The organism is Saprospira sp. CCB-QB6, from assembly GCF_028464065.1.
In the GTDB taxonomy this organism is placed as follows: Bacteria; Bacteroidota; Bacteroidia; order Chitinophagales; family Saprospiraceae; genus Saprospira.
This window is the reverse complement of the sequence record NZ_CP116808.1, coordinates 2,838,421-2,862,463: the sequence shown is the minus strand read 5'-3', so window position 1 is coordinate 2,862,463 and position 24,043 is coordinate 2,838,421. Positions and strand designations below refer to the sequence as shown.

The following is a 24,043-nucleotide window of genomic DNA, read 5'->3' as shown; positions in this document are numbered from 1 at the left end:
TTTTTATTCGATGGGCTAAAGCCAAAATAGACCAAAAAGTTCAATTGAAGCGCCTAGGCAACAAGGCCAAAGAAGAAGCAAACACAGAGATATTTCTTAATTTTGACAGATAACAAAGTAATCGATATGCGCCTCTCCCCTCTTCTTTTTCTCTTGATTTTTGGCTTGCAAGCTTGTGCCCCTAGCCATTACAGTCCCTTCTACAAACTAGAATATCAGCAGTATGATCAAAAGATGGTCCTACGAGCCGATTGTATCCAAAAAGATCAGCATTTTCAGCTGCGTTGGGAACACCCCAAAAGTGAATATATCCTTGATGTACAGGTTTATCCACATCATTCTAGCTCGCAGGTTCTCTATAATCAGGTCCTTGACTTTGAGGGGGTAAGTATTGGGCAAGCCCAAAGCATAGTGCTAGGCGATTTTAAACCTGGAGGCCAGCCCTTGGTCCTTAAGCTACAAATTGCCTCGCCCCAAAAAAAGTTGCTGGGCACTCAACTCTTTTATCTCAATGGCCCAGATCGACAAGTTGCCCAAGAGATTTATTTGGAACATAGCGATGGCCGCCCCTTTTTGGGCAGCTATGCCAAGGCCCAAGATGTTTTGCAGTTGGCCAGCGCTGCCGATTCCGTTCAAGTTTTTTGCATTGATTTTTTTCCACAATCTCAAGCTCCTGCCCTACCTCCATATAGTCCAAATAGCAACTTTTTCTTGGGCCAAGAACAAAAAGCAAGCGACCGCTTTTGGGTCAAAAAAGGCCAAGAGCTTCGCCTCAGCCAAGAGGGCCTTTATTGGATTCGGAGCAGCGAAACCGCCAGCCAAGGCATCTATCTCAACTATTTTGGCGAGGATTTCCCCAAGGTCAATCGCGTCAAAGACCTTATTTTAGGCAGCCGCTATATCACCAAAAATATAGAATATGACAAAATGAAAAATGCCGAGCAGCCCAAAAAGGCCCTAGATGAGTTTTGGCTAAGCCGAAGCAAAAAAGAAGAACAGCTAAAACGCCTAATCAAAAGCTATTATGGCCGTATGGAATATGCCAACAAAAGCTTTAGCAGCTATAAAGAAGGCTGGAAAACGGATAGAGGAATAATTTATACTATCTTTGGGCCGCCACAACTTATTCGGCAAACCAATAAGGAATTGCACTGGTATTATGGCAGCGGCAGCGGCCGATACCCCGTTCATTTTACCTTTAGCGCCTATGAAGGCCAATGGATTCTCCAACGCTCTGGAACCCATCGCAGCCCTTGGAATGCCGAAGTGCTCAACTGGCGAAATGCCAGACAATAGAGCCATAAATGACTATTTTTTTTAGGGGCTTCCCCGCCCGTTGGGCGGGTCGGGCTGTGCACTGGCTCGCTATTCGCTCGGCCCTGCGGCGCAAAGCGCCTGGGTCTGGCCTAAAGGCCACCAGTTACCATCCCTAAGCCAGCGGGCTTCGCCCGCTTCTAGACGCTACAAAATCTATGAATGAGCTAGATCTCTCCATCACAGAAGAAAATTATCTCAAGGCCATCTATAAACTGGCCGACCTAGCCCCTGGGCCTGTCTCTACCAATGCCATTGCCCAAGAAGTACAGATTTCTGCCGCCTCTGTTAGCGATATGCTCCGCCGCCTATCCGAAAAAGAATTGATCGTTTATGAAAAGTATAAAGGGGTGCGTCTCAACCCCACAGGCAAAAAACAAGCTTTGGCCCTGATTCGGAAACATAGACTTTGGGAGACCTTTTTGGTTGAAAAACTGGCCTTTAGCTGGGATGAGGTCCATCCACTAGCCGAACAATTAGAGCATATTCGCTCTACGGAATTGGTGGACCGCCTAGATGCTTTTTTGGGCCATCCCAAAGTAGATCCGCATGGCGACCCCATTCCAGATGCAGAAGGCAAATTTCATGTATTGGACCATATCATTTTGGCCGAATTGGAAGCGGGACAAAAAGCCCGCATCGTTGGCGTAAAAGAAGATGATGCCGATTTTCTCCGCTATTTAGAGGAATTGGGCCTGCAACTAGGCGTAGAACTAAAGCTCATTAAGCACTTTAGCTTTGATGAAAGCCTGTTGGTCCAGAAAGAAGATGGCCAACAACTACAACTCAGCAAAAAATTGGGACAACACCTTTTTGTTCGCCTTTGCTAAAGTTGGAACTTTGCCGCAGGCAAAAAAGTTATGCCCCCGAAATCAACAGAACGGCTTTCTTTTGGGTCTAGCAGGCGGCGCAGCCGCCGCAGGCTTAGGGATGGACAGCAGTGGCCCGTAGGGCCAGACCGAAGCGCCCAAGGCGCTGAAGGGCCAAGCGAACAGCGAGCTGCGAAACAGCCCGACCCGACCGCAGGGAGGGGAAGCCCAAAAAAATAACAACTCATGGAATTCAAGAATAAAATAGAAATTGTCAACCGCAAAGCGCGGCATTTATATGAATTTGTGTACACCCTAGAAGTGGGGATTGTATTGCAAGGGACCGAAATTAAGTCTATTCGTCAGGGCAAAGTCAATATGGGCGATGCTTTTTGTCGGGTAGTGGCGGGAGAGCTTTTGCTGGAGAAGCTGCATATTTCGGTTTATGAACTAGGGACTTATAACAATCATGAGCCTTTGCGGCCGCGCAAGCTATTGGCCCACAAGCAAGAAATCAAGAAATTGCTGGGTCGAGTAAAGGAAAAAGGATTTTCTATTGTACCTTATCGCCTTTATTTAAATGAGCGGGGGAAGGTCAAACTGGAAATTGCCTTGGCCCGTGGTAAAAAGAGTTTTGATAAGCGCGACAGTCTGAAGCAAAAGGACCTCAAGCGCGATATGGACCGCAATTTAAAATATGGATAAGTTTAGCCCTTTACTTCTTTGCTTTTTGTTGTTATTGGCCTGTCAAGAGCCGGCTGTGCAAAAAGTGGAAGTTGTTCAAAAAGAAGAAACAAATCATGCTGTATCTATGGCTCCGGCCGCAGATACAGCATTTTTGTTGCAACAAAAAGCCCAGCTTCAGCAGGCCCAGAGAGATTCTCTTTTGGCCTTGGCCGATAGTGCTTGGGTGGATTTAAAAGTTTTAATTCCCCAGGCCGATTATGAAATTCGCTATGCGACGACCAACAACTTTATGGAGCTGCAGATTTATGATTGTCCTGGCTGTTATACGCGTTTGGCGGTTGCTAAGGCCTTGATGCAAGTTCAGGGCAAGTTGGATAGTATGGGATTAAAGTTAAAATTCTTTGATTGTTATCGGCCTTCTGCGGCCCAATGGGCCTTATGGAATAAGACGCCTGATCCACGTTATGTACATCCGCCCAAGCAAGGTTCTATGCACAGCCGAGGCAATGCTTTAGATTTGAGTTTGGTGGATAGTTTGGGCCAAGAAATGGACATGGGCACTCCCTTTGATTATTTTGGGAAAGAAGCCTATTGGTCCTATACCAAGCATTCGGAAGAAGTGAATAAAAACCGTAAATTGTTGCGAGAACAGATGCAAGCAGCTGGTTTTTCGACTATTCGGACCGAATGGTGGCATTTTGTATATAGAGCCAAACGCTTCCCTTTATCTAATTGGCAATGGGCCTGTCCCTCTGATAGTTTGGAGCAAAAGGGCTAAAATGCATAGTTCTTGTAGCTTTAAACGGAGACATTAACAAAACTGAATTTATGAAACTCTCTTATTTTTTAAGCTTTTGCTTTCTTTTCCTGGCCGTAGCTGGCTGGGCACAGCCCGATTTGGAAAACCTCAGTCGCGAGGAGAAAAACACCATGCGCAAATGTCCTTTGCACAAAAAGAAAATGAAACTCAGCGATAACTATCGGGCCAATGCCTCTGATTTTCGTCGTAGTGAAGCATATCCCTTTGCCTATCAGCTCAACTACCGTCGTTATTGCTCGGTTTGTACGAAATTGTTGGCCAAAGAAGAAAAACAATTTGCGGCGGAAGAGCGCGCCCGTGGAGATAAGGCTAGTATGCAGCGCTGTGTGGTCCACAATAAGTTCATGAAAACCAATCCCGATTTCTCTTCTGTCAAATCGGTAAAAGATGAGAAACGCGATGAAGACATCATGAATGCCAAACAGTATATGGGCCGTTTTTACTGCCGTGTATGCTCTAAGGTTTACCGCATTCGTTACAAAGATGAAGAATAACTCTAAACCCTCTCTCCTATGAATATTTTAGCCATTGTTATCCTACTCGCGTTATTAGCCGTTGCGGGTATTTTTTTCCTCCTTCGCTTTTTGCGCAATGTTCAGCCCGATGAGGGAGAGCTAGAGGAGGACTTAGCGAGTCTCAAAGCGGCTATTGCCGACTTTAAAGGAGGCTTTGTACCTTGGTCTCAGGGCATTTCTGCCAAAGAGGTGGACCAGGTAGTTGAAAAGAGCAATCAACGAGAAGGAAAGGGCGTTTTTCTATCTCCTGAGGGGGATCCCGTTTTTGCTTATGCCTTTCGCAGCTATATTGGTCCAGGTAAGAATAATTTGATTTATGTGCTTACGCTAGAACATGAATATATTTTTCGGACGACCACCAAAGGCACGCAAATCCAAAGAGATGGTCGCCTAGTGGGGCTGCTCCGTGCCAATGGCCAATTAGTAGACGAGCGCAACCGAGATATTGGCCGCTTAGAACGCCGCAATGCGATCAGTGAAAGTCGCTTTTATCTGCAAGAAGAAAATAGTGAAAGAGAGCTGGCCAAAATTGCCCTACCCGATAATCTTGGGAAGATGGAGGCCATAGAAATCACGGGGATGATTTCTGCCGAACAAGAGCAACAGCTCAAAGCGGTAGCCAGCTACGAGCTGGTCCACAACCTCGGTCTTTTTGCCTAATTAAAAAGTCTGTAAAAGCAAAAGGGCGACTGGATTCTCCAGTCGCCCTTTCTTTTTGCCCAATTGAGCAAGCTGCATAAAAAAAGCAGCTAACAAAAATGTTAACTGCTTTTGGAGGTCGCGGGCGGATTCGAACCGCCGTACAAGGTTTTGCAGACCTCTGCCTAGCCACTCGGCCACGCGACCTTTTTAAGAGTATGCTTCTCTGTCGAAGCGATTGCAAATATAGGGCAGGGCTTTGGATTATCCAAATATTTTTATCTAAAAAATAGTTTCCAAAGGAAAATCAAAGCTTAGCTTAGCCAAGGAATCAATGCTTTTCTCTAACTTAATCAAGCCTTTAGGGGCATCATGATAATCTAAAATTATTTTTTGTCCATCAGTCAATTTTAAAGAAATGGCCTTAAATGGGAAGCCCTCTAGAGGATTTTCGGCTGCTGGGTATTGGCGCTCCCAAGTTGCAAATTGCTCTTCCCATTGCGTCAATAGAGCAGTTAGTTGTTTGGGATCTATTTTACACTCTCGTTTCCCCATAGGCTTGGCAAATGCCTGTCCTTCGTACAATACATCTCCATTGGCCCAAAAATACAAACGATACTGCGGACATTTTCCATAGCAAGGGCCCGTCATAAAACTAATAAGCGGCTGATTGTTTTTTAGGCTGCTAGGCAATAGGCCCTTGCCAAATTGGCTCCCCAAGCCTGTTTCTTTCTCTATCTTTATTCTACCCTCTCGAGATCGACGGTAAGCCTCCATTTGTAGGATAGAATCCGCCAATGGTTTTGCGGCTATAGCCTCCTTTTTTATCCTTCTCGCCGCTGCCCGCTCATCGGCTTGGCGTAACCGTTCTTGCCAGGCCCGCTCTTCTTTGCGATGCTGACAGGCCAACAATAAAAAAAGAGATAAGAATAGGATTGGATAATGCGCTTTCATCTGCTAATTTTGGGCTAAAGATAATGATTTTTTTGAGGCTTATTATTTTTGGGAGCTCTCGCAGCGGCGCTTCGCGCCGCCTATTCTTTGCAACTTTTAGCTTTCTATGAAAAAGGTCCAACACTATTTAGGACAAGCAACGGCTATCCATTCTTTAGTCCTTCTACGCATTCTTTTTGGCGGCATTGGCGCTTATGGCTTCATTAGCTCTTGGCTGAAAGGAGAAGCTAGCGGACGCTTTCAGCAGCTTACTTATCGCTTTAGTTGGTCGGGCTATAGTTTGCCCTCTTTGGGCGATGCGGCCATTCCCTATATCTATTTGTTCGGCCTTTTGGGGGCTATTGGAATTAGCTTAGGGGCTTATTATCGGGTTTCGGTGCTTTTGTTTGCTTGTTGCTTTGGTTATTTGCATCGTTTAGATGCCAGCAATTTTATCAATCATTACTACTTGATTGAGTTATTGGCCTTATTTTTCTTTTTTGCGCCTGCGCATCGCAACAGCAGTTGGGATGCTTATCGTCGGCCCAAAATACGGCTAGAGCAGCATCCTTTCTTTTGGCTTTTTTGGTTGCGCTTACAAATAGTCTTAGTTTATTTTTTTGCGGGTTGGGCCAAATTAAGTCCCGATTGGTGGGCGGGCCGTCCCTTGCGCATTTGGCTGCTACAGGCCCAAGATACACCCTTAATTGGGCAGCTTTTGGCCTTGCCTGAAACGGCCCTTTTGGGGGGGCAATTGGCTGCCTGCTACGATTTAACGATCTTTATTTGGTTGAGCTGGTCTAGAACAAGGCCTTTGGCCTATTTGGCCGTTCTTATTTTTCATGGACTCACGGGCTATCTCTTCAATATTGGTCTTTTTCCACCGCTGATGATTGGAATGACGCTGGCTTTTTTTCCGCCAAAAAGTTGGGAAAAACTGCCGCTTCCTTATTTTAAGGGAGGAAAAACGACTTATAAAAGCTGGTTTACGCCCATTTTGCTACTTTATTTTGCTTGGCAGTTCCTTTTGCCTCTACGCCATCATTTCTTTGGGGCCAAAGACATTATTTGGTCGCAGCGTTATTATCGTTATGGTTGGCGTGTAATGCTTGTAGAGCATCAGGGGCAAGTGCGTTTTGAGTTGGCGGACCAAAAGGGAAAGCGTTGGGAGGTTTCGGCTAGCAAATACCTCAAGCCCTATCAGATAAAGCGGATGAGTGTGCAGCCCGAGGCGATTCGGGAGTTTGCCGTTTTTTTGGCCCAAAAAGAAGCCTCAGCCGATCAGGAGCTGGCCGTTTATGTGGATGCTTTTGTCAGTTTGAATGCTCGACCGAGTCAAAGAATTATTGACCCCAAAGTTAATTTGGCCCAAGCGGCTCCATTTGGTCCGTGGTTGCTCCCTTTAGCGAACTAAAGACTGGCAGGCGCTGTTTTTAGGCGGCGGAGCCGCCGCAAAGGAGCGAAGCGACGCGGCCTAGCGATGTGAAGCAGTGGCCGTCAGGCCAGACCAAGGCGCTGCAAGCGCTGCAGGGCCGAGCGAACAGCGAGCTGCGGAACGTAGCGCCCGCCGCAGGCGGGAGGCCCCAAAAATTAGCATAGAACAAGAAAAACGAATAATGAAAATTTTATTACAACTAGTTGGTTGGTTGGTCTTTATTGGCCTTTGGTTTTTGGTAGAAACGGAATGGCTAAATTTGGTCAGAGCGCCTTTTTTGCGCTACCTCAATAGCTTTGCGGGTTTCTACTTCTTCTTTATGGGTTTTAGTAGCCTGATGCAATTTTTGCAATATGTTTATCGGCGGCGGAAGAAGCTTGGGGCCGAGCAAAAGGACAACATCATTGCGGGCAGTCACAACATTTATTATTTGGTGATGCTTTTGGTCCTATTCATGACCGTTTTGAGTCTGTTTGGGATCAATTTGAGTAGTTTATTGACCTCCATCAGTATTTTTGCGGCGGCCTTGGCCATTTTGAGCAAAGACTATATCTCGAATATTATTAGTGGGATGATGATTGCCTTTTCTAATGAGGTAGACCTTGGCGATGTAGTTAAAATTGGGCAACAAAAGGGCAAAGTGATGAGCCTTAGTTTGTCTAAACTGGTCATTTTGAATGATGATGACGACCTCATTTATATTCCGAATAATACCGTTTTTCTGAGTGAGATCGTCAACTACACCAAGCGAGACATTAAGAAAACCAGCATCGAGTTTGAGATGGATTTGCAGTATGTTCGGCGGATACCAAACCTAGAGCAGGACCTCATTATGGCCATTGAGAACTATCATGAATGGATACAAGAAGACAGCTTCATCCTGAAAGTGGAAGAGCTAAAGAAAGATGCTGTTATTTTTAAATTTCAGTACATTTTGCAGGAACCCAATCGCAAGCTAGAGCAAGATATTCGCCGTTTGATGATTCGTCATATTGTACACATTGTTAAGGAGCATCAAAACAATGTAATTCCGTAGATTAGAGCGATAATCAAGATGACCACAACGCCTAGGCCAGGCAGCATACAGCCTTTAGCGTCTGGGCTGGGCCCTTCTTCATTTTCTTGGGGGGTTGGATGATGAGAAAAAGCCTCTTGTTCGGGCTCTTCATTCACTTCTCCATTAGCCAAAGGCGTTCCTTCAATATCCAATTGCTCCAGTTTGTTTTTCAATCTTCTGGGCAAGCTTTTAATCTGCGTATTGGCGGCAAACAACTGCTGCAAATTGGGCAAATCGACTAGGCTATCGGGCAATTGCTCGATGGGATTGCTCTCGATGTGTAAGACCTCCAAGGCGCGGAGTGCGTCCAAAATCAAAGGCAGGCGGTCCAAATCATTGCCTTGCAAATAAGCCATTTTCAGGCGACCAAGGCGGGCAAAATCGGAGGGTAAATGCTGAAGTTGATTGTGTTCCAGATGCAAAACCTCCAAAGAAGCTAGGCCTTCCAACTTCGGTAGATGTTGGAGGGCATTTTCTTTTAGGTTGAGTTGCTTGAGGCTAGCGAGGCGATCCAAGCTATCGGGTAATTCTTGCAATTCATTTTGGGCCAACTGCAAAAGCTCTAGACTGCGGAGCTGTCCCATTTGGGCAGGCAGATGCCGCAATTGATTGTTTTGAAGCCAAAGGTTTTGTAGGGCAAAAAGTCCCGTTATGCTTTCGGGCAACTGCTGCAACAAACAATTTTGAAGCTGTAGGTTTTGCAACTTGGCGAGCTGGCCAATGTTTACCCAAATTTGGCTGAGCGGATTGTCATTTAGGGCCAAAAAGGCCAAATTCAAGAGCTGTTCCTCCTCCAAATTGGGAAGGGCTGTCAAGCTGTTGTGGCTAAGGTCTAAACGTTGAAGAGTAGGCAGACTCAATACAGCAGCAGGCAAAGCCTTGAGCTGATTATGAGCTAGATTAAGCTCTTCCAATTGCGTATAAGCCAAAAAATCGGAGGCCAAAACCGTAATTTGGTTGCCCTCCAAATTGAGCTGCTTCAAATGGCTGAGCTGATTGAGCCAAGCGGGCAAAGCCGTTAGCTCATTTCGGCTCAAATTCAAAACCTCAATGTAACGCAAATTAGATAATACCTCTGGCAAAGCCGTCAACTCCTGTTCCGACAAATCTAACTCCCGCACGGCATAACAAGCTGCCACCTCCTCATGCTGTTGGGCATAATAAGGCAGAGGTATATATTCTCGAAGTTCGGCATATTCCTGTTCCCAAGGCTTGAGATTAAAGCCTTGCGCACGGGCACGCAAAAGGGCCATTTCCACCTGATCGGGGTTGGCGGAACGAAGTTTTTTCCAGAGCTGCTCGGTTAGCGGTTGCATTATCACGATTTTTTGGGCCAAAACAAGCGCCAAAATAAGGATTCTTGAACGAGCTACCAATATTTAAGCGCTGTTTTCTTTTTTCCTTTTTTTGAGCTTAGTTTTCCGTCACAAATAAATATATTGATATCCCTATTTTCAACTATAGCAAATCTGGCCTACTATGTTAGCAGAAAACGATGACATTCGGAATAGTATTCTCAAACTCCCCTGTCCCACCTGCGGCAACCAACTTAGCTACTCCGCAGAAAAACAGCTTATTAGCTGTGGGCATTGTGGATTTTCCAGAGATTTTGACAAAGCCAACGACCTCGTCCGAGAGCAATCTTTGGCCCTAGCCGCTAGCCAGCAAAATCAATATAAACCCAAAGATTTGGGCAAAAAGGTTATGAACTGTGGCGGCTGTGGCGCCCAACTCATGATCGATAGCAAGGAAGTATCGATCCGCTGCAACTTCTGCGGCTCGGAAAAAGTCAATGAAGAGGCCTTTGAACAAAATCTAATTCAACCTCAAGGCATTCTGCCTTTTGTGGTCACAAAACGACAGGCTAGCGATAAATTTAAGGAATGGATCAAAAAGGGTTGGTTTCATCCCACTAAACTGCAAAAACTCGCCGCTTTGGGCGATGTACACGGCATTTATGTTCCTTTTTGGACCTTCGACGCCCAAACGTATACCGAATGGCAAGGCCAAGCTGGCTATCATTATTATGAAAACCAAACGGTTTATGAAAATGGCGAGCAAAAGACGAAAAGAGTCCGTAAAACCCGCTGGGAATGGAAGTCTGGCCGCTTTCGCCAAGCTTTTGACGATGTCCTCATTGTGGCCTCTAAAGGCTTGCCCGAGAAAATTATCGAGCGCATTTTCCCCTACCGCCTAGAAGAAACGATCAACTACCAAAATGAGCTAGTGGTCGGCTGGGAATCGGAGATTTACAGCATTGATGTGCAGCAAGGTTATCAAAAAGCCGAGCATAAAATGATGGAAGACCTTCGCAATCGCGCCCGCAGAGAACTGGGCGGCGATGAACAACGCAGCCTAAGCGTCGATAGCGACTTTTTTGAGCAGACCTTCAAGCATCTCATCCTGCCCGTCTGGCTCTGCAGCTACCAATACAAGGGCAAATCCTATCAGTTTGCTGTTAATGGGCAAACGGGCCAAATCAATGGCGAAAAGCCTATTTCGGCAATAAAAGTGACCATTGCGGTCCTCATTGCCCTGGCCATTATTGGCCTAATCGTCTATTTTGCCTCTCAGGGAGAAGGAAATTAAAGGCTGTAAATAAGTATTTTCTTTTGGGGCTGCCCCGCCCTTCGGGCGGGTCGGGCTGTCTCGCAGCTCGCAAGTCGCTCGGCCCTGCAGCGCTTTCAGCGCTTTGGTCTGGCGCTTCGCGCCACTGCTGCCCATCCCTCAGCCTGCGGCCCTAAGGGGCCTGCAAAACGCAAAAAACAGCATTGGCCTTCTCTAAATCTCAAGGGATATGGCTATCATTGCAAAGCTCCTTTTTTATTCAAAAAAGGAGCTTTACTTTTTAAAACTTAGCAGCCATGAAAAAGAACAACAGCATTTTGGCCCTAGTTACTGGGGGTACTTTTGACAAAGAATACGATATGATTACGGGCAAGCTCTTTTTTAAAGACACGCATTTGCCCGAAATTTTCAAGCGGGGGCGCTCTACCCTAGACATTAAGGTCCGTACACTAATGATGGTCGATAGTTTGGATATGAATGAGTTGGACCGTGATATTATTATCAAGCATTGCCAAAGTACAGATGAAACTCGCATTCTTATTACCCACGGGACCGATACCATGGAGGTAACCGCTGCCGCCATTGCCAAAGCAGGCAAAATTGAAGGGAAAACGATTGTCTTACTAGGCGCTATGATTCCCTATACCTTTGGGATGTCTTCTGATGGTTTCTTTAATTTGGGGAGTGCCCTAGCCTTTGTACAAACCCTGCCTCCTGGTGTTTATATTGCTATGCATGGCGAGTACTTCAATTGGGATAATGTGCGTAAAAACCGCTCTACGGGTTACTTTGAGACCACCAAAGACAAAAAATATTAGTCCTTGGGGCTTTAACGGCCGAAGCCGCTCCCTTAAAAGCAAAGCAGGCGGTGGAGCGGCTGAGCGCTGCGGAGCGGGTGGCCCGAAGGGCCAGACCAAAGGCAGGCAAAGCCTGCCTGCAGGGCCGAGCAGACCTGCGAGCCCCGAAGCATAGCGACCCGAGCGAAGCGAGGGGCAGCCCCTATTATAAATACTGATACAGATAGAAATAAATGACTATACAAAGGAGAGTTACAAACCTGAACAGGGGCCAAAACTCTCGATAATCCTGCAGCAGATAAAGGGGAATAGCCTCCTTAGGTTTTTTGGGGAAATAGACCAGCTCTAGGCTATCTTCGATAGAAAAAAACTGCTTTTCATCGACGCTAGTAAAATTGGGATAAGTAAGGTCTATACCCAGGCCACTCTCCAAATAAAGGCGATAAGTTCCGCCAGTAACCGTGATTCGTTCTCCATTTGAATTGGTGTAATTCAGGCGGGGTTTATGGACACATTTTGCCCATTTTCGAATGCCTTCTTTTTCTAGGCGCTGTCGTTCTCCGATGCTTGTCGCCGTGCAGGTCCAGACCAAAGAGAGGGGAAAAAAGAGGAGTAACCAGATAAAAAATCGAAGCAAGATAGAGCGGGTAAGGGGACTTATCATGAGGGGGATTAAGACGTTTTGAGAAAAGCGACATAGAAAAAGAGGCCAACTAAAAAGCTTATCCCAAAAATGGTAAAGATAGAAGTAATTGTCTCCTCATAAAGCAGCCCAAAATCATTGGGGACGGCTAGTTCAGGCTTCCCTCTTTCATAAATGAGCTCGACGGATTGGCCCTCATAATAATAGACGGGAAGGCTATCAATTCGACGTCGAAATACTTCTCCCTCAGGGCTCTTGTACATAAAAGTAACGCTGTACATAATAGCCAAATCGCCATTGTTAGTACGACTATGATCCTTTACAGCGATGACTTGTGCATCTACTAGCAGTCCATTATCTTGAAAATCAATTACTTTATAAACTTCTTTTAGTTCTAGGGTCAGCAAATAACTAGGAAATAATAAGAGGAGCCAAAAAATGAGCCGCTTGGCCAAATCAGTAGAAAAAGTTGCCATATCTAATCTAATAAAAATGGGGGCCATAGGCCCCACCCATTGCTTGTATTTGCTCGTTTTTTGTCTATCGTGGCACCTCCACTTTCGCGATAATATCGGCCACCACATCACTAATTTGCATGCCCTCCATTTCTCTTTCGGGCGTTAGGATAATTCGGTGGTTGAGGACGGGATAAGCCACATATTGGATATCATCTGGTGTGACAAAGCCGCGGCCATTCATTGCCGCTAGGGCTTTTGCCGTTTGCATAATGGCCAAAGAGGCACGAGGCGAAGCGCCTAGAAAAAGATCGGCATGAGAGCGACTGCGGTGCACCAGCTCTGCAATATAATCTAGTAATTCGGTTTTGATATGCACCTGTTCAATAATCTCTTGGCACTCTTGAATATCTTGGGCTGATAGCACAGGTTTAACATCTGCTACCTGTCGCTTTGTGAAGTCATCCTTAAAGCGATAGAGGATCTGTTGTTCCTCTTGTAAAGAGGGATATTCTAGAAGAATGCGGAAAAGGAAGCGGTCCAACTGCGCTTCGGGCAACTTATAGGTTCCTTCTTGCTCAATAGGGTTTTGGGTAGCCAAAACCATAAAAGGAAAATTCATCTTATAGGTCGTTCCATCAACAGACACCTGTTTTTCCTCCATAACCTCAAAGAGCGAGGCCTGAGTTTTGGCTGGCGCGCGGTTAATCTCATCAATCAGGACCAAGTTAGAGAAAATAGGGCCCTTAGTAAAGACAAAATCCGAAGATTTCATATTAAAAATCGTCGTTCCCGTTACATCAGAAGGCATAAGGTCTGGAGTAAACTGAATCCGGGTATAATCGACCTTCATGCTTTGGGCCAAAAGCTTAGCGGTTAGGGTTTTGGCGATACCAGGCACCCCTTCCAAGAGCACATGTCCTCCTGAGAACAGGGCGATTAGGATTAGGTCAATCATCTCATCTTGTCCAATAATCACTTTTTGGACCTCCTGCTTTACTTTATGTACAGCCTCTTGAATTTTAAGGCTCTGGCTGTCTTCTTGCTCCCAACTTTGCATTTGTGGGGTAATTTCTTCCTCTTCTGAGGGCTTATCTTGCTCTGGAAATTCTTGCATATCTAGTTCTTAAGTTTTCGGTACTCAGGATTTTATCAAAATGAGGCAATTTATCTTTTATTCTTTAAGCCGTTGGCTGTTTTCTCCTTGCTTCTTCGGCATCGTAGAACTTTTGGACCAATAGGTAGAAGCCATTTAGGGTTTCAGCAGACATCGTTACATTGGGTTTGGCCAACTGAGAAGACAGGCTATTGTAGCGCTCTAAAATCTCTTCAATGATTTTGTAGTCTACCTCGCTGCGCTGGGCTATTTGCTGGGCCGCCAACTGATCCCATTCTTTAATATTAAGGCCATAGCGTTTGCGCAAATGTCCATGAAAAATCTGCATAATCTTCTCGAAGATAAGGCCATGACTCTGTCGCTGAAAATAGAGGCGACTAATCGTTTTCACAAATCCCAAAGAGGTATTGTGGTTCTTGGGCAAGACCTCGATCCGCTGTTGTCTTCTCTTGGCCCCAAAAAGCGCATAGCTAAAAGCGCCAGCCACTAAGAGCAACCAAGCCCAGCGAAGCGCAGGCTGAGAAAAGACATACTGCATAGGCGTTTTGGGCTTATCATAACGCTGCGGAGGTCGAGGATAATCATAAGGTCGAGGCTTTGTGCTCGCATAATCCCAAATGATCTTCTGAGCAGAAAAAGGCTGCAATAAGCGCTTGAGGTACTTATAGCCTACCTCCTTATTCGTTTTCTGCGAGAGGTATAAATTAGTCAACATAAGAGGATTGGTATGCCAGTATAAGCGGCCCTCCCCTACTTGAATAGCAAAGAGATAAGGATAACGCATTTCAGTCATCTCTCCCCCAACTTGATAAAAGCCCGCCTCTACAACAGCAGGTTCATCGCCTGGACAAATATTGTAGTCGGGCAAATAGGGCCAATAATAAGAGCCCGTATCTTTTACTCCTGTTTTGTAGGCAAAGGGATATTGCTCTGCCTCTTGAGTTTCCTCATAAGCATCGGCATAAAAGCCTGCGGTAACCGTTTTTGCCTCTATGCTATTTAGCCGATCGTCTGTGGCTACGCTATAAAAACAATGATCTTGGTCAAATAGCGTATAGAATAGGCTATCAGAAGGTGAACTAGTCACAATCAGGGCATTTCCACCTGCCTCCAAATATGCCTTTAGCTGCTGGGCATCTTCTTCAGAGTAGTAGGATTGCTCTCCAACAAATACATACAGACTATTCTCTGCATTAGCGGTAGACAGCTGCTCATCGATCCGTTTATCCTCATAGCGCACAAAGCTATCTACACTAGATTTAAGTAGTTCCTCTAAAAGCTTAAAGTCATAAGGCTGTTCTCTCGCCTGCTGCATAGAAGGCCACCAATCATATTTTGCCTCTTGAGAAGAGCCAAAGAAGTAAGCCAATACCCCCAAAAGTAAAACAGCAATGACGACATAGAGCAAACTAGCGTTTTTCTTTTGTTCCATTAGGCATTAGTTGTTTGTTGCTTTGTCTTAGGGCCTTGGGCCTTTTGTAGCATTTCATCAAATGAAGGACGAATACGGCCAAATTCTACCCGATCCAATTTCGCCCCCTTCGCAAACCAGAAGTACTCATAGATTCTAGTCACTTTTTGGAATAAAGGACGAGCAGGGTGAGACCAAATCTCTCGAATATATGCCCCATTGGTCTTCTCTTTCTTCCAGACAATATGTCCAGCATGCAATAAAGCCTGCAAAATACTGAGATAGTAAAGTCGTAAGGCCAATGAATAATTTGCTGCCTGTACCGCATCCTCTAAAGGGGTCTTAATATTAGCCTCTTCCAAATTATCTTCTATCTCCTCTAAGAGGTAAGCCTCATCTTTAGAAATCTTCTGATTGGCCCCTAGCAAACCTCCGCCAACCAAACGGAAGACGATAAAGACTAATAATCCAATCACTACCGCAAATAGGCTATACTTTAATACTTCTCGAGTACTAGAAGACATAGATGGCGTATCCACAGAGCGGTCTTTATAGATCTGATCCTCTTTGGGCTCCTCCTTCTTTTCTTCCTTTACTTTTTCTCTATTATAATCGTATCGCTCCGAAATGCGCTCCCAATCTGCCTGCTCTAATTGCTGCGCCTCTACCAAATTAGGCCCCAAACAAAAGAAAACACAAACGAGCAAGAGACGGAACAAATAGCTATTCCCTTTCCATTCCATAACTCTTCTTTTGCTGACCCAACTGGCCAATATGATCAAATAAATCCTCCGCCTGTACCGTCTGCTTATAGCTCCGCTCCCCTATGCTCATGACCAAAAAGACCAATGGAAACATAAAACAAAGCGAAAAGGCATGTAAGAATAGATTAAAACTCGTGTAGTAAATCTGTGCACTCTCCTCCGATATAGGCAATAAGGTCATAAAGGAATTAAAGTAAAAATCAACTAAAGGAGCCGTGGTCAGAAAGAGGAAAATAAAACTCATCAATACCCCCACAACATAATTTCCCATCATCGACATATAATTCTTCCCCAAATGCTTAAACCAAAGTGGAAGACTTACAATAAAGTTCTTCTTCTCATTATAACTTACCGCTAAACCATGCGCCAAAATAGGGATGACAAAGAGCAGATACAAGAAAATCATGATGTAATACTCTTCGTTGCTGTAAGTAACTAGCAACAAATTGATTAGCCCACTAGCTAAAAGCGCATTGACATATAACTTAGCATGCGTCCCCCAACTTAGCGGCCCATTGGCCTTAGCCGACACTCCGGATAAAGCAATATGCAAGATCACAGACATCGCCCCCACATTCAAGAGCCAACGTAAACTCAACTCTTCTAAAAATAGAAATTGAGCAATATGATAGCCTGTATAGGCTAAGGCCTCAAAGAAAGAAAATAAGAAGCCCGCCTGATGAAACTCAAAATAGTACTCCATTTTAATACTTACAGCCGTATAAACAAAGGCCATGGCCGCCGCCCCTAAGGCCAAACGGCCAATTTGCTTCCGATAAAGCTTAAAGGCATCCATAAAAACCTGCCCCTGATTCTTAATCGCTTTGAAGTTGATCGGCTGCTCTTTAGCTACAGGCAATTCCAATTCGTCTTCCTCTGCCGTTTGCTGCCGACGGCCAACCCGCCAAGGGTACCAAACAAAATAGCCCCCCATCAAAACAAAAGAAGCAATAATCAATATGGCCCGAACCACATAAGAAGCATCACTATATCGAGTAATATAGCCCTCAATAAAAGCAGCCAAAATAATCAAGGGGACAATGGCCATATAAATGCTCAAAGCCCGCCTAGCCGCTAATTGTAAGGATTGTAATCGACTATATGTGCCCGGAAATAATAAGGCCCGCCCCAAATGCAAACCCGCAGCCCCCGCAATAACTATACAGGAGATTTCTACTGCCCCATGCAGCCAAATCGTCAAAATGGAATCCCAATAAACCCCCTCTCGGATAAATAAGAACTGAAAAGCCCCAACCATGATCCCATTCTGAATAAGGATGTATATGGTCCCAACCCCAAAGAGTAACCCCAAAATAAAGGTCCCAAAAGCTACCCTCAAGTTGTTCCAAGCTATCCGCATAAACATGCCCGTCTGATCCTCATCCTGATAAACAGACATCGGCTCCCCCTTCCGAATGTTCTCATAGGTCATCTCTACATAACCATCTCCCAAAACAACTCGGGGAAAGTCCGGATCCATGATAGACGAAAAGACGCCTATACCTACCGCCAACATAAAGATGACAAAGGACAAGAAGAAATCTACCCTCGACTCATAAATGAGCTGAGGCAAATCCTTAGACCAAAACTGCAGAAATCGCTTCCATCTACTTTTTCGGTTCTTGTATATGCTGTCAAAGACAGCCTGCGATATATTATTAAGATAAACCCGCACCGAACGATTCGGGTAAAAGGTCCGAGAATAAGACAAATCATCCGTTAACTCAGTAAATAATTCACTCAACTTCTCTGGATCCTGATCCTTAGAAGCCAGTACTTCCTCAAATTCTATCCACTTGTCTTTATTATTCTCTATAAATTTGGTCTCACGCATGAGGGGGATATTTGTAACAGAGTAAAACAGTAAAGCCAACTACTTTCTGTTTAAGTTCTTAAAGCTAACTATTTTTTTCGCCTTATTCAATATTTAATCTCGCTTTTGCTATCCCCACTACACAGACAGGATATAGACAACTTTAACTCCACACAAGAAAAATCTTCCCTCTTCTCCCCAAAAACAAAAAGCAAGCGCCTAATCCTAGACGCTTGCTTACTTATTTTATCTTCTGATTTTCTTCTCGTTCTATAAGGGAAGAAAAGCCGTGGCGGTCAACGATAAGCTGAGATTGGCCCCAGCAGAAAGCCCCAAGTTATTCAATAAAACCCCTAAACCCGCTGAGAGCTCTAAGGTCCCCGCTAACTCTAAATTTCCATTGCTATCTTCACTATAAGAGGCTATATGCAACTCATAATCCCCCTCTTCTAAAAACGAAAGCTGAAAGTTTCCATTCTGATCCACTACAGCACTACTCACCGCATTGGCAAACTGAATTTCTGAAGCACCACTGCCCTGTACCTCTGTATCCCGATCATAAGTACCCTTTACATAAGCATAGGCCACCAAACGATCTCCATTGGAAGGATCATTAGACAACTGCCCATCCATATCCGCAGTACGATCCTTTTGCACAAAACGTACCGCCGAATTCAATTCCGAAGCCGTAACAAAATCATAGTTATCATTGGCATTGCTACTAGCCACTATAGATTTACGCAGATCAAAGTCAGCCACCAATGTAGTCGTCTGATTTTCCGCTACCTCAATATAACCCGATACATCTATACGGTTAGAGGCCGCCACTAAAGCATGCTTGCTCCCATCTACCGTCTGTACATAACAACCCGGCGCATTGCCCGAAGCATCCTCCGCCTGATCTAAAACTAAGGTAATTTGACTATATGAACCGGCCTCCACATCTAATTCCCCCAAAACAGCCGTCAAACCATTCTGATAGGCCATTAAGTTAATGCTCGTTTTCTGGAATCCCTCTATGGATTGTCCGCCAATTTGTACATCAGCCACTGTCACAACAGCCGCAGATACATTAGCATTATCAATAGGGGCATCCGTCATTTCTACTGATACTGTTCCTTTAGCCGACTCTTCTTTTTCGCAGCTCGTTAAGCTTATAGCCGCTACAACAAGCAGTAGGGCCATCTTTAGTAAGTTATTCATAGTATTCTTTTTTTGATGAATGGGCAACTTTAAACTAAAGAGCGAAAAAACCAAGCCAAGTCACAGAATAATAGCGTCTTAATATAACTTTAGCAGTATTTAGTTGCCGCCTGAGCTGCGTTCAACCAATTCTCCCTTACTATAGTACTCGACTTTCTCCAAATGCCCCCCCTCATCATAAAACTTCCACTCGCCATGCCGCAAATCGCCCTCCCAAGCCTGCACAAACTCCCCACTTTCCATACTTCCCTGCTCTTCCCAATAATCCTCATAACTGCGGTCCTTAATCCCCGGCCACCAATAATCCCCCTCCATGCTGAGCTTACCATTCGGATGATAACTCTTCCACTTCCCTATCCGAGCTTCCAATTGTTGCTCTACGACCTTACCCGACACGATCATCTGAGTCTTCCGACTCATAAATTGCCCCTCCTCTTTCAAACGACCAGAAGGATGATAGAACTTAGCCGCCCCATTCAAGCCCCCATCTTTATAATGTAACTCACTAGACATGTTCCCCCCCTGATGCCAACTCTTCCACTGGCCCGTCGCTCGCCCATAACGGTCGTAGGTCCCTATTCGCTTGCGACTACCATCCATATAATAACTTTTGTACTGCCCAATGATCTTTCCCCCCTGTATATACACCTCCTCTACTAAGGTGTCTACATTGTACATCTGCCGCAAAAATAAACTGTCGGCCCCATCTACCGAAACCAAACTAAACTTGCTCGTTAAGGCTTTGTCTTCTAAGCTATCTAGCTGTGCCGCCGAATAGAAGGGGATAGCCAAATAAAGCATCAAAATATATTTATACATATCATTCTAGTTGTTAGTAAGTTAATAATCTACTTGTTCCCGATAAAGAAACGCAAAAATAGCCCAATTAGCATAGGCCAATCTAAAGTCTAAAGCATATCCCTATCTTTAGCCCCCAAACCAACTCCCTCTCCCCCTTCTTTCCATCAATTAAAGTAGAAAAGACCATGCCCAGTCCCGAAAATATCTGCCTAGCCCCCTTCTACCAAATAGCCAAACTCCAATTGTCCCATTTTGAAGCCGACCCAAATTCTAAGGCCTATGCCGCCTGCCAATTTCAACTCAATAGCCTAACGGTCCTCTACCGAAAAGCAAAAATTACCCCCAAAAAAATTGGCCAGTTTGTAAGCTTTTGGCAACGACAAGCCCAAGGAACTACCGCCCCCTTTTCTAGCCAACACCCCCTCAGCTTCTATCTCGTTTATGTCGAAAAAGACAGCCATAAAGGCCTCTTTGTTTTCCCCAAAGCTATCCTAATCGAAAAAAATATCCTCTCTACAAATCAACAAACAGGAAAAAGAGGCTTTAGAATCTACCCTAGCTGGGACCAACCCATAAATACAACCGCCAAAAACTCTCAAAACTGGCAACTCCAATATTTCTACGCCCTAGATAGCCCCCATTTCCCCCAACTCCTCCAAAAGCTCTTCCCTAAAAGGACTTAGCCCTCTCAATGATCCATTATCTCCCCCTTTTTCTTCCCTCTTTTCTTTTTGATTTGGGGCTGCCCCTCCCTGCGGTCGGGTCGGGCTCTTCGCTGGCTCGCTATTCGCTCGGCCCTGCACAGCAGCAAGCTGCTGCTGGGTCTGCGGCTGCGCCGCACCAGCTTCCATCCCTCAGCCTGCGGCCCTTCGGGCCTGTACACGCCTATATATATCTAGCCTTAGGCAAATGAACCGCCTTATCCTATACTCAACGTCCCTGCTTTAGGCTGTGGCGGCCACAGCCCTAAATCCACTCTCCAACTTCACTCTGTGGTCGCCACAGACCTAAATCCACTCTCCAACTTCACTCTGTGGCCGCCACAGACCTAAATCCGCTCCCCAACTCTACCCTGTGGCCGCCACAGACCTAAATCCACTCTCCAACTTCACTCTGTGGCCGCCACAGACCTAAATCAGCTCCCCAACTCTACCCTGTGGCTGCCACAGACCTAAATCCGCTCCCCAACTCTACCCTGTGGCCGCCACAGACCTAAATCCGCTCCCCAACTCTACCCTGTGGCCGCCACAGACCTAAATCCGCTCCCCAACTCTACCCTGTGGCCGCCACAGACCTAAATCCGCTCCCCAACTCTACCCTGTGGCCGCTATACGCACAAAAAAATGGCTTGCAGTAAGCTACTGCAAGCCATTTATCTACAATCCAGAAGAATTGGGTCTTATAAAGCGGGAACTAACTCTGCCTCTACAACCAATTCATCCTCCATATACTCTTCTTTCTTTAAGGCAACAGCTTGTAGGCTATTGATCCACTCCTCTTTATAGGGAAGCGCCACCTTAACATAGTTGCGGGTAAAGCCGAACATCTTGCCATCTTGTTGTTTAGCCTCTACGAGGACCAAATCCTCTTGACCCAACTGCTGTTGGTAAAAGGCCAGCTTCTTTTTCTCAGAAAGGATGCGGAGCATCTCATTGCGTTCTCTACGGAGCTGCATTGGCACCTTGCCTTCCATTTCTGCTGCAAGAGTATTGGCCCGCTCCGAATAGGTAAAGACATGTAGATAAGAAACATCTAGGCTACGGATAAATTCATAGGTCTCTTTAAAGTCCTCATCGGTCTCTCCTGGAAAGCCTACAATAACATCTACTCCGATACAGGCCTGCGGCATCTTGGCTCGAATCCATTCCACTCTTTGCGCATACAGTTCTCTTTTGTAGCGGCGGCGCATGGCCTTTAGCTGCTTGTTGTTTCCCGATTGTAATGGAATATGAAAATGAGGCACAAATCGTTGAGATTGGGCCACAAAATCAATGATCTCTTCGGTTAATAGATTGGGCTCTATAGAAGAAATGCGGAAGCGTTCGATGCCTTCTACCTTATCCAGCTCCTTAATGAGATCAATAAAGAGGGCTTCTTTCTTGGGCTTAGCCCCTTCGATCACTTCGGTCCCATTCCCAAAGTCGCCTAAGTTTACCCCAGTGAGCACAATCTCCTTAATGCCCATCTCGGCAATCTTATGAGCGTTGGCTACGGCCTGTTCTACCGTATCGCTACGGCTGTTGCCTCTAGCTTGAGGGATAGTACAAAAAGAGCATTTATAATTACAGCCATCTTGGACCTTCAGGAAAGAGCGGGTACGATCGCCAAAAGAAAAAGAGTCGATAAACTCATTGGCTTCTTGTACTTCTCCGGCATAGACCATCCCTTTTTCGGGAGCCTTAGTGAGGTCCTGCACATAATCGAGGATGCGGAATTTTTGGGCGGCCCCAAGGACCAAATCCACCCCAGGAATATCAGCGATCTCCTGCGGTTTGAGTTGCGCATAACAACCAATCACGATTACAAAGGCATGCGGTGCTTTACGCAAGGCAGAACGAACGACCTTACGGCATTTCTTGTCTGCAAAATCAGTGACCGAGCAGGTGTTAATCACATAAATATCGGCCCCATCATTAAAGGGCACTTCGCCATAGCCTGCCTCTTCAAAAAGGCGACCGATGCTAGACGTTTCGGAGTAGTTAAGTTTGCAACCTAGGGTATAAAAGGCTACAGTTCTTGGAGTTGCCAAACTACAAATATTTTATTGTCATCCAGATAAATCAAAAGGCCAAGCCTTTTGGGCTGTTTTCATAATGAATAAGCCAAATGCAAAGATACATAAGTAGAGCAAAACGGCCAAGCCTTCTAATTGTAGCCCTTGCCCTATAGGCATAAAAAAAAGGAAAGCTCCCTAAAGCTTTCCTCCTATAGTTGGTTTTTGTCTTGTTTGGTATTGGGCTTAGATCGAAATATTCTTCGCCTTGGATGGTAGTTATAGAACGTAATAAGGCAAAAAAGATACAGCATTTCTATAAAAAAAATAAAATTGATTCGCTATCAACTAAAATTCTACTTGAGTTGTGACAAAACAAAGCCCTGCTTTTGGCTAGGCAGTTCAAGCAAAAAAGGGAGATTAGGCCCAGCGCTGCGGAATGGTGGCCGCAGGCCGACCCAGGCGGCAAAGCCGCCGCAGGGCCGAGCGAATAGCGAGCCATGTAGCATAGCGGCGGCCGAGCGGGGCGATCGCCCCGCTCGGCCGCGGGCCCCAAAAAAAGGGCAGTTTAAAAAAGAGGAGCTTATTCCTTAGTCTCCTGATCGACTTGATCTAATTCTTCGGGTAATACCCCTTTGGCTTCTAGAAGGGCCAGTAGGCGGTCCATTTTGCTATGCATTTTTTTCAGTTCCTGCTCTACCTCCTCAAATTGTTGTTCGGTTTCATCATGATCGCTGACCATGGCATCGACAAAGATCGAGTTGACGATAGAGAGGCCAAAAACGCCGCCCATAATGAGCATGAAAATAAAATAGGCCTTAGTAAAGAACTCGGCAACGGGTGAAAATTGGGCCTCCTCCACCAAAGCGTCGGTTACTCCGTTCCAGCCTTCCACCGTAAAGACTTGGAAGATGACATAATAGGCCTTGAGCGGATTGCCGAACATATTGGGGGCTGCTTCTTGGAAGAAAAAGGTTGAGATAATGGCCATAATGAACACCAAGACAAAAAAGCCGACCAGCACCATAAAAGACGCTTTCAGGGCCTCACTAATGGAGCGGAAGATATGCTCTACTTGGGGAAAAAACTGGATGAATCGGAAAAACTTGAAGACCCTCAAGACGCGTAAGACCATGAGGAAGCTCACATTGACGTAATCCGTCAGGTCGGGGATAATATGGACCAATAAGGAGGGCAAAGAGAGCAAAATCAGCGTAAGGTCGAAGCGGTTCCAGTGGGTGCTCAGGTACTCTTTGAGGCCATAATGTCTGGCTTTAACGATCAGCTCGGTCAGAAAGAGGAGCGTGAGCAAATCATCCATATAAGTGAAGAGCTGCTCATAGCCCGTATTGGGAAAACCCTGAAAAAAGATGACCACGGCGTTGATACTAATCAAGGCCAAGATGTTGCGATCATTGAGAAATAGACGACTAAAAAAAGAGGGTTTTTTGGCTGTGCCCATATTGCTATATTTGGTGATTAAATATGCTATATATTAAAAATGCTGACTACCTTTTGGTAGCCAGCAAATTTAATGATTTCCCATTGA

General features: G+C 45.4%; 23 protein-coding genes and 1 tRNA gene. 11 read left to right on the top strand and 13 right to left on the bottom strand.

Annotation, left to right across the window (positions count from 1 at the left end):
• Positions 1-102 precede the first annotated feature (102 nt).
• The 6 genes from PPO43_RS11035 (at position 103) to PPO43_RS11010 (ending at position 4,805) form a co-directional block, all read left to right on the top strand.
• Positions 103-1,296: a GWxTD domain-containing protein gene (locus tag PPO43_RS11035; RefSeq protein ID WP_272617728.1), complete on the top strand. Its 1,194-nt coding sequence runs from the start codon at positions 103-105 to the stop codon at positions 1,294-1,296.
• A 176-nt stretch (positions 1,297-1,472) separates the two neighbouring features.
• Positions 1,473-2,144, top strand: a complete 672-nt coding sequence (locus tag PPO43_RS11030; protein ID WP_272617726.1) for a metal-dependent transcriptional regulator — start codon at positions 1,473-1,475, stop codon at positions 2,142-2,144.
• 225 nt (positions 2,145-2,369) lie between these two features.
• Positions 2,370-2,828 (top strand): SsrA-binding protein SmpB, encoded by a 459-nt coding sequence (smpB, locus tag PPO43_RS11025; RefSeq protein ID WP_272617724.1) that lies wholly within the window; start codon positions 2,370-2,372, stop codon positions 2,826-2,828.
• Positions 2,821-3,588 (top strand): M15 family metallopeptidase, encoded by a 768-nt coding sequence (locus PPO43_RS11020; RefSeq protein ID WP_272617722.1) that lies wholly within the window; start codon positions 2,821-2,823, stop codon positions 3,586-3,588. The genes smpB and PPO43_RS11020 overlap by 8 nt, the downstream gene beginning before the upstream one ends.
• 50 nt (positions 3,589-3,638) lie before the next feature.
• The gene (locus tag PPO43_RS11015; RefSeq protein ID WP_272617720.1) at positions 3,639-4,124 is read left to right on the top strand and encodes a hypothetical protein; all 486 of its coding nucleotides are present in this window, start codon (positions 3,639-3,641) and stop codon (positions 4,122-4,124) included.
• An 18-nt stretch (positions 4,125-4,142) separates the two neighbouring features.
• The gene (locus tag PPO43_RS11010; protein ID WP_272617718.1) at positions 4,143-4,805 is read left to right on the top strand and encodes a hypothetical protein; all 663 of its coding nucleotides are present in this window, start codon (positions 4,143-4,145) and stop codon (positions 4,803-4,805) included.
• 112 nt (positions 4,806-4,917) lie between these two features.
• On the opposite strand, the gene PPO43_RS11005 is transcribed toward PPO43_RS11010, so the two are convergent.
• Positions 4,918-4,991 (bottom strand) — tRNA-Cys (locus tag PPO43_RS11005).
• Positions 4,992-5,066: 75 nt separating this feature from the next.
• A complete protein-coding gene (locus PPO43_RS11000; protein WP_272617716.1) occupies positions 5,067-5,738 on the bottom strand; it encodes a DUF6438 domain-containing protein in 672 nt (223 codons plus the stop codon).
• A gap of 106 nt (positions 5,739-5,844) precedes the next feature.
• Here PPO43_RS11000 and PPO43_RS10995 point away from each other — a divergent pair, with 106 nt between their 5' ends.
• Entirely contained in the window at positions 5,845-7,131 is a 1,287-nt protein-coding gene (locus tag PPO43_RS10995; RefSeq protein ID WP_272617714.1) for an HTTM domain-containing protein, read from the top strand.
• A gap of 202 nt (positions 7,132-7,333) precedes the next feature.
• Positions 7,334-8,188, top strand: coding sequence for a mechanosensitive ion channel family protein (locus PPO43_RS10990; protein WP_272617712.1), 855 nt, complete (start codon positions 7,334-7,336; stop codon positions 8,186-8,188).
• On the opposite strand, the gene PPO43_RS10985 is transcribed toward PPO43_RS10990, so the two are convergent.
• Positions 8,167-9,525 carry a leucine-rich repeat domain-containing protein gene (locus PPO43_RS10985; RefSeq protein WP_272617710.1) on the bottom strand — a complete coding sequence of 453 codons (1,359 nt, stop codon included), beginning with the start codon at positions 9,523-9,525 and terminating at the stop codon, positions 8,167-8,169. The genes PPO43_RS10990 and PPO43_RS10985 overlap by 22 nt on opposite strands.
• Before the next feature lie 163 nt (positions 9,526-9,688).
• On the opposite strand from PPO43_RS10985, the gene PPO43_RS10980 reads away from it, so the two are divergent.
• Positions 9,689-10,798 (top strand): hypothetical protein, encoded by a 1,110-nt coding sequence (locus PPO43_RS10980; protein WP_272617708.1) that lies wholly within the window; start codon positions 9,689-9,691, stop codon positions 10,796-10,798.
• 275 nt (positions 10,799-11,073) lie between these two features.
• On the top strand, positions 11,074-11,595 hold the full coding sequence (locus PPO43_RS10975) for an asparaginase domain-containing protein (RefSeq protein ID WP_272617706.1): 522 nt from the start codon (positions 11,074-11,076) through the stop codon (positions 11,593-11,595).
• Between the two features lie 184 nt (positions 11,596-11,779).
• On the opposite strand, the gene PPO43_RS10970 is transcribed toward PPO43_RS10975, so the two are convergent.
• The 8 genes from PPO43_RS10970 to PPO43_RS10935 all read right to left on the bottom strand — a co-directional run bounded on the left by PPO43_RS10970 (position 11,780) and on the right by PPO43_RS10935 (position 19,799).
• Complete coding sequence (locus PPO43_RS10970) at positions 11,780-12,238, bottom strand: hypothetical protein (protein WP_272617704.1); 459 nt, start codon at positions 12,236-12,238, stop codon at positions 11,780-11,782.
• An 8-nt stretch (positions 12,239-12,246) separates the two neighbouring features.
• Positions 12,247-12,693 (bottom strand): DUF3592 domain-containing protein, encoded by a 447-nt coding sequence (locus PPO43_RS10965; protein WP_272617702.1) that lies wholly within the window; start codon positions 12,691-12,693, stop codon positions 12,247-12,249.
• Between the two features lie 64 nt (positions 12,694-12,757).
• Positions 12,758-13,789, bottom strand: coding sequence for an AAA family ATPase (locus PPO43_RS10960; RefSeq protein ID WP_272617700.1), 1,032 nt, complete (start codon positions 13,787-13,789; stop codon positions 12,758-12,760).
• Positions 13,790-13,853: 64 nt separating this feature from the next.
• Positions 13,854-15,221 (bottom strand): DUF4350 domain-containing protein, encoded by a 1,368-nt coding sequence (locus PPO43_RS10955; RefSeq protein ID WP_272617698.1) that lies wholly within the window; start codon positions 15,219-15,221, stop codon positions 13,854-13,856.
• A complete protein-coding gene (locus tag PPO43_RS10950) occupies positions 15,221-15,943 on the bottom strand; it encodes a hypothetical protein (protein ID WP_272617696.1) in 723 nt (240 codons plus the stop codon). Before PPO43_RS10950 ends, PPO43_RS10955 begins: the two co-directional genes overlap by 1 nt.
• The gene (locus tag PPO43_RS10945; RefSeq protein WP_272617694.1) at positions 15,924-17,798 is read right to left on the bottom strand and encodes a stage II sporulation protein M; all 1,875 of its coding nucleotides are present in this window, start codon (positions 17,796-17,798) and stop codon (positions 15,924-15,926) included. The genes PPO43_RS10950 and PPO43_RS10945 overlap by 20 nt, the downstream gene beginning before the upstream one ends.
• Before the next feature lie 249 nt (positions 17,799-18,047).
• Entirely contained in the window at positions 18,048-18,980 is a 933-nt protein-coding gene (locus tag PPO43_RS10940) for a DUF4382 domain-containing protein (RefSeq protein ID WP_272617692.1), read from the bottom strand.
• Between the two features lie 99 nt (positions 18,981-19,079).
• Positions 19,080-19,799: a toxin-antitoxin system YwqK family antitoxin gene (locus PPO43_RS10935; protein ID WP_272617690.1), complete on the bottom strand. Its 720-nt coding sequence runs from the start codon at positions 19,797-19,799 to the stop codon at positions 19,080-19,082.
• A 167-nt stretch (positions 19,800-19,966) separates the two neighbouring features.
• On the opposite strand from PPO43_RS10935, the gene PPO43_RS10930 reads away from it, so the two are divergent.
• Positions 19,967-20,464: a MepB family protein gene (locus PPO43_RS10930; protein ID WP_272617688.1), complete on the top strand. Its 498-nt coding sequence runs from the start codon at positions 19,967-19,969 to the stop codon at positions 20,462-20,464.
• 716 nt (positions 20,465-21,180) lie between these two features.
• Here PPO43_RS10930 and mtaB read toward each other — a convergent pair.
• A complete protein-coding gene (mtaB, locus tag PPO43_RS10925) occupies positions 21,181-22,530 on the bottom strand; it encodes a tRNA (N(6)-L-threonylcarbamoyladenosine(37)-C(2))-methylthiotransferase MtaB (protein WP_272617686.1) in 1,350 nt (449 codons plus the stop codon).
• 547 nt (positions 22,531-23,077) lie between these two features.
• Entirely contained in the window at positions 23,078-23,956 is an 879-nt protein-coding gene (locus tag PPO43_RS10920; RefSeq protein WP_272617684.1) for an ion transporter, read from the bottom strand.
• Positions 23,957-24,043 lie beyond the last annotated feature (87 nt).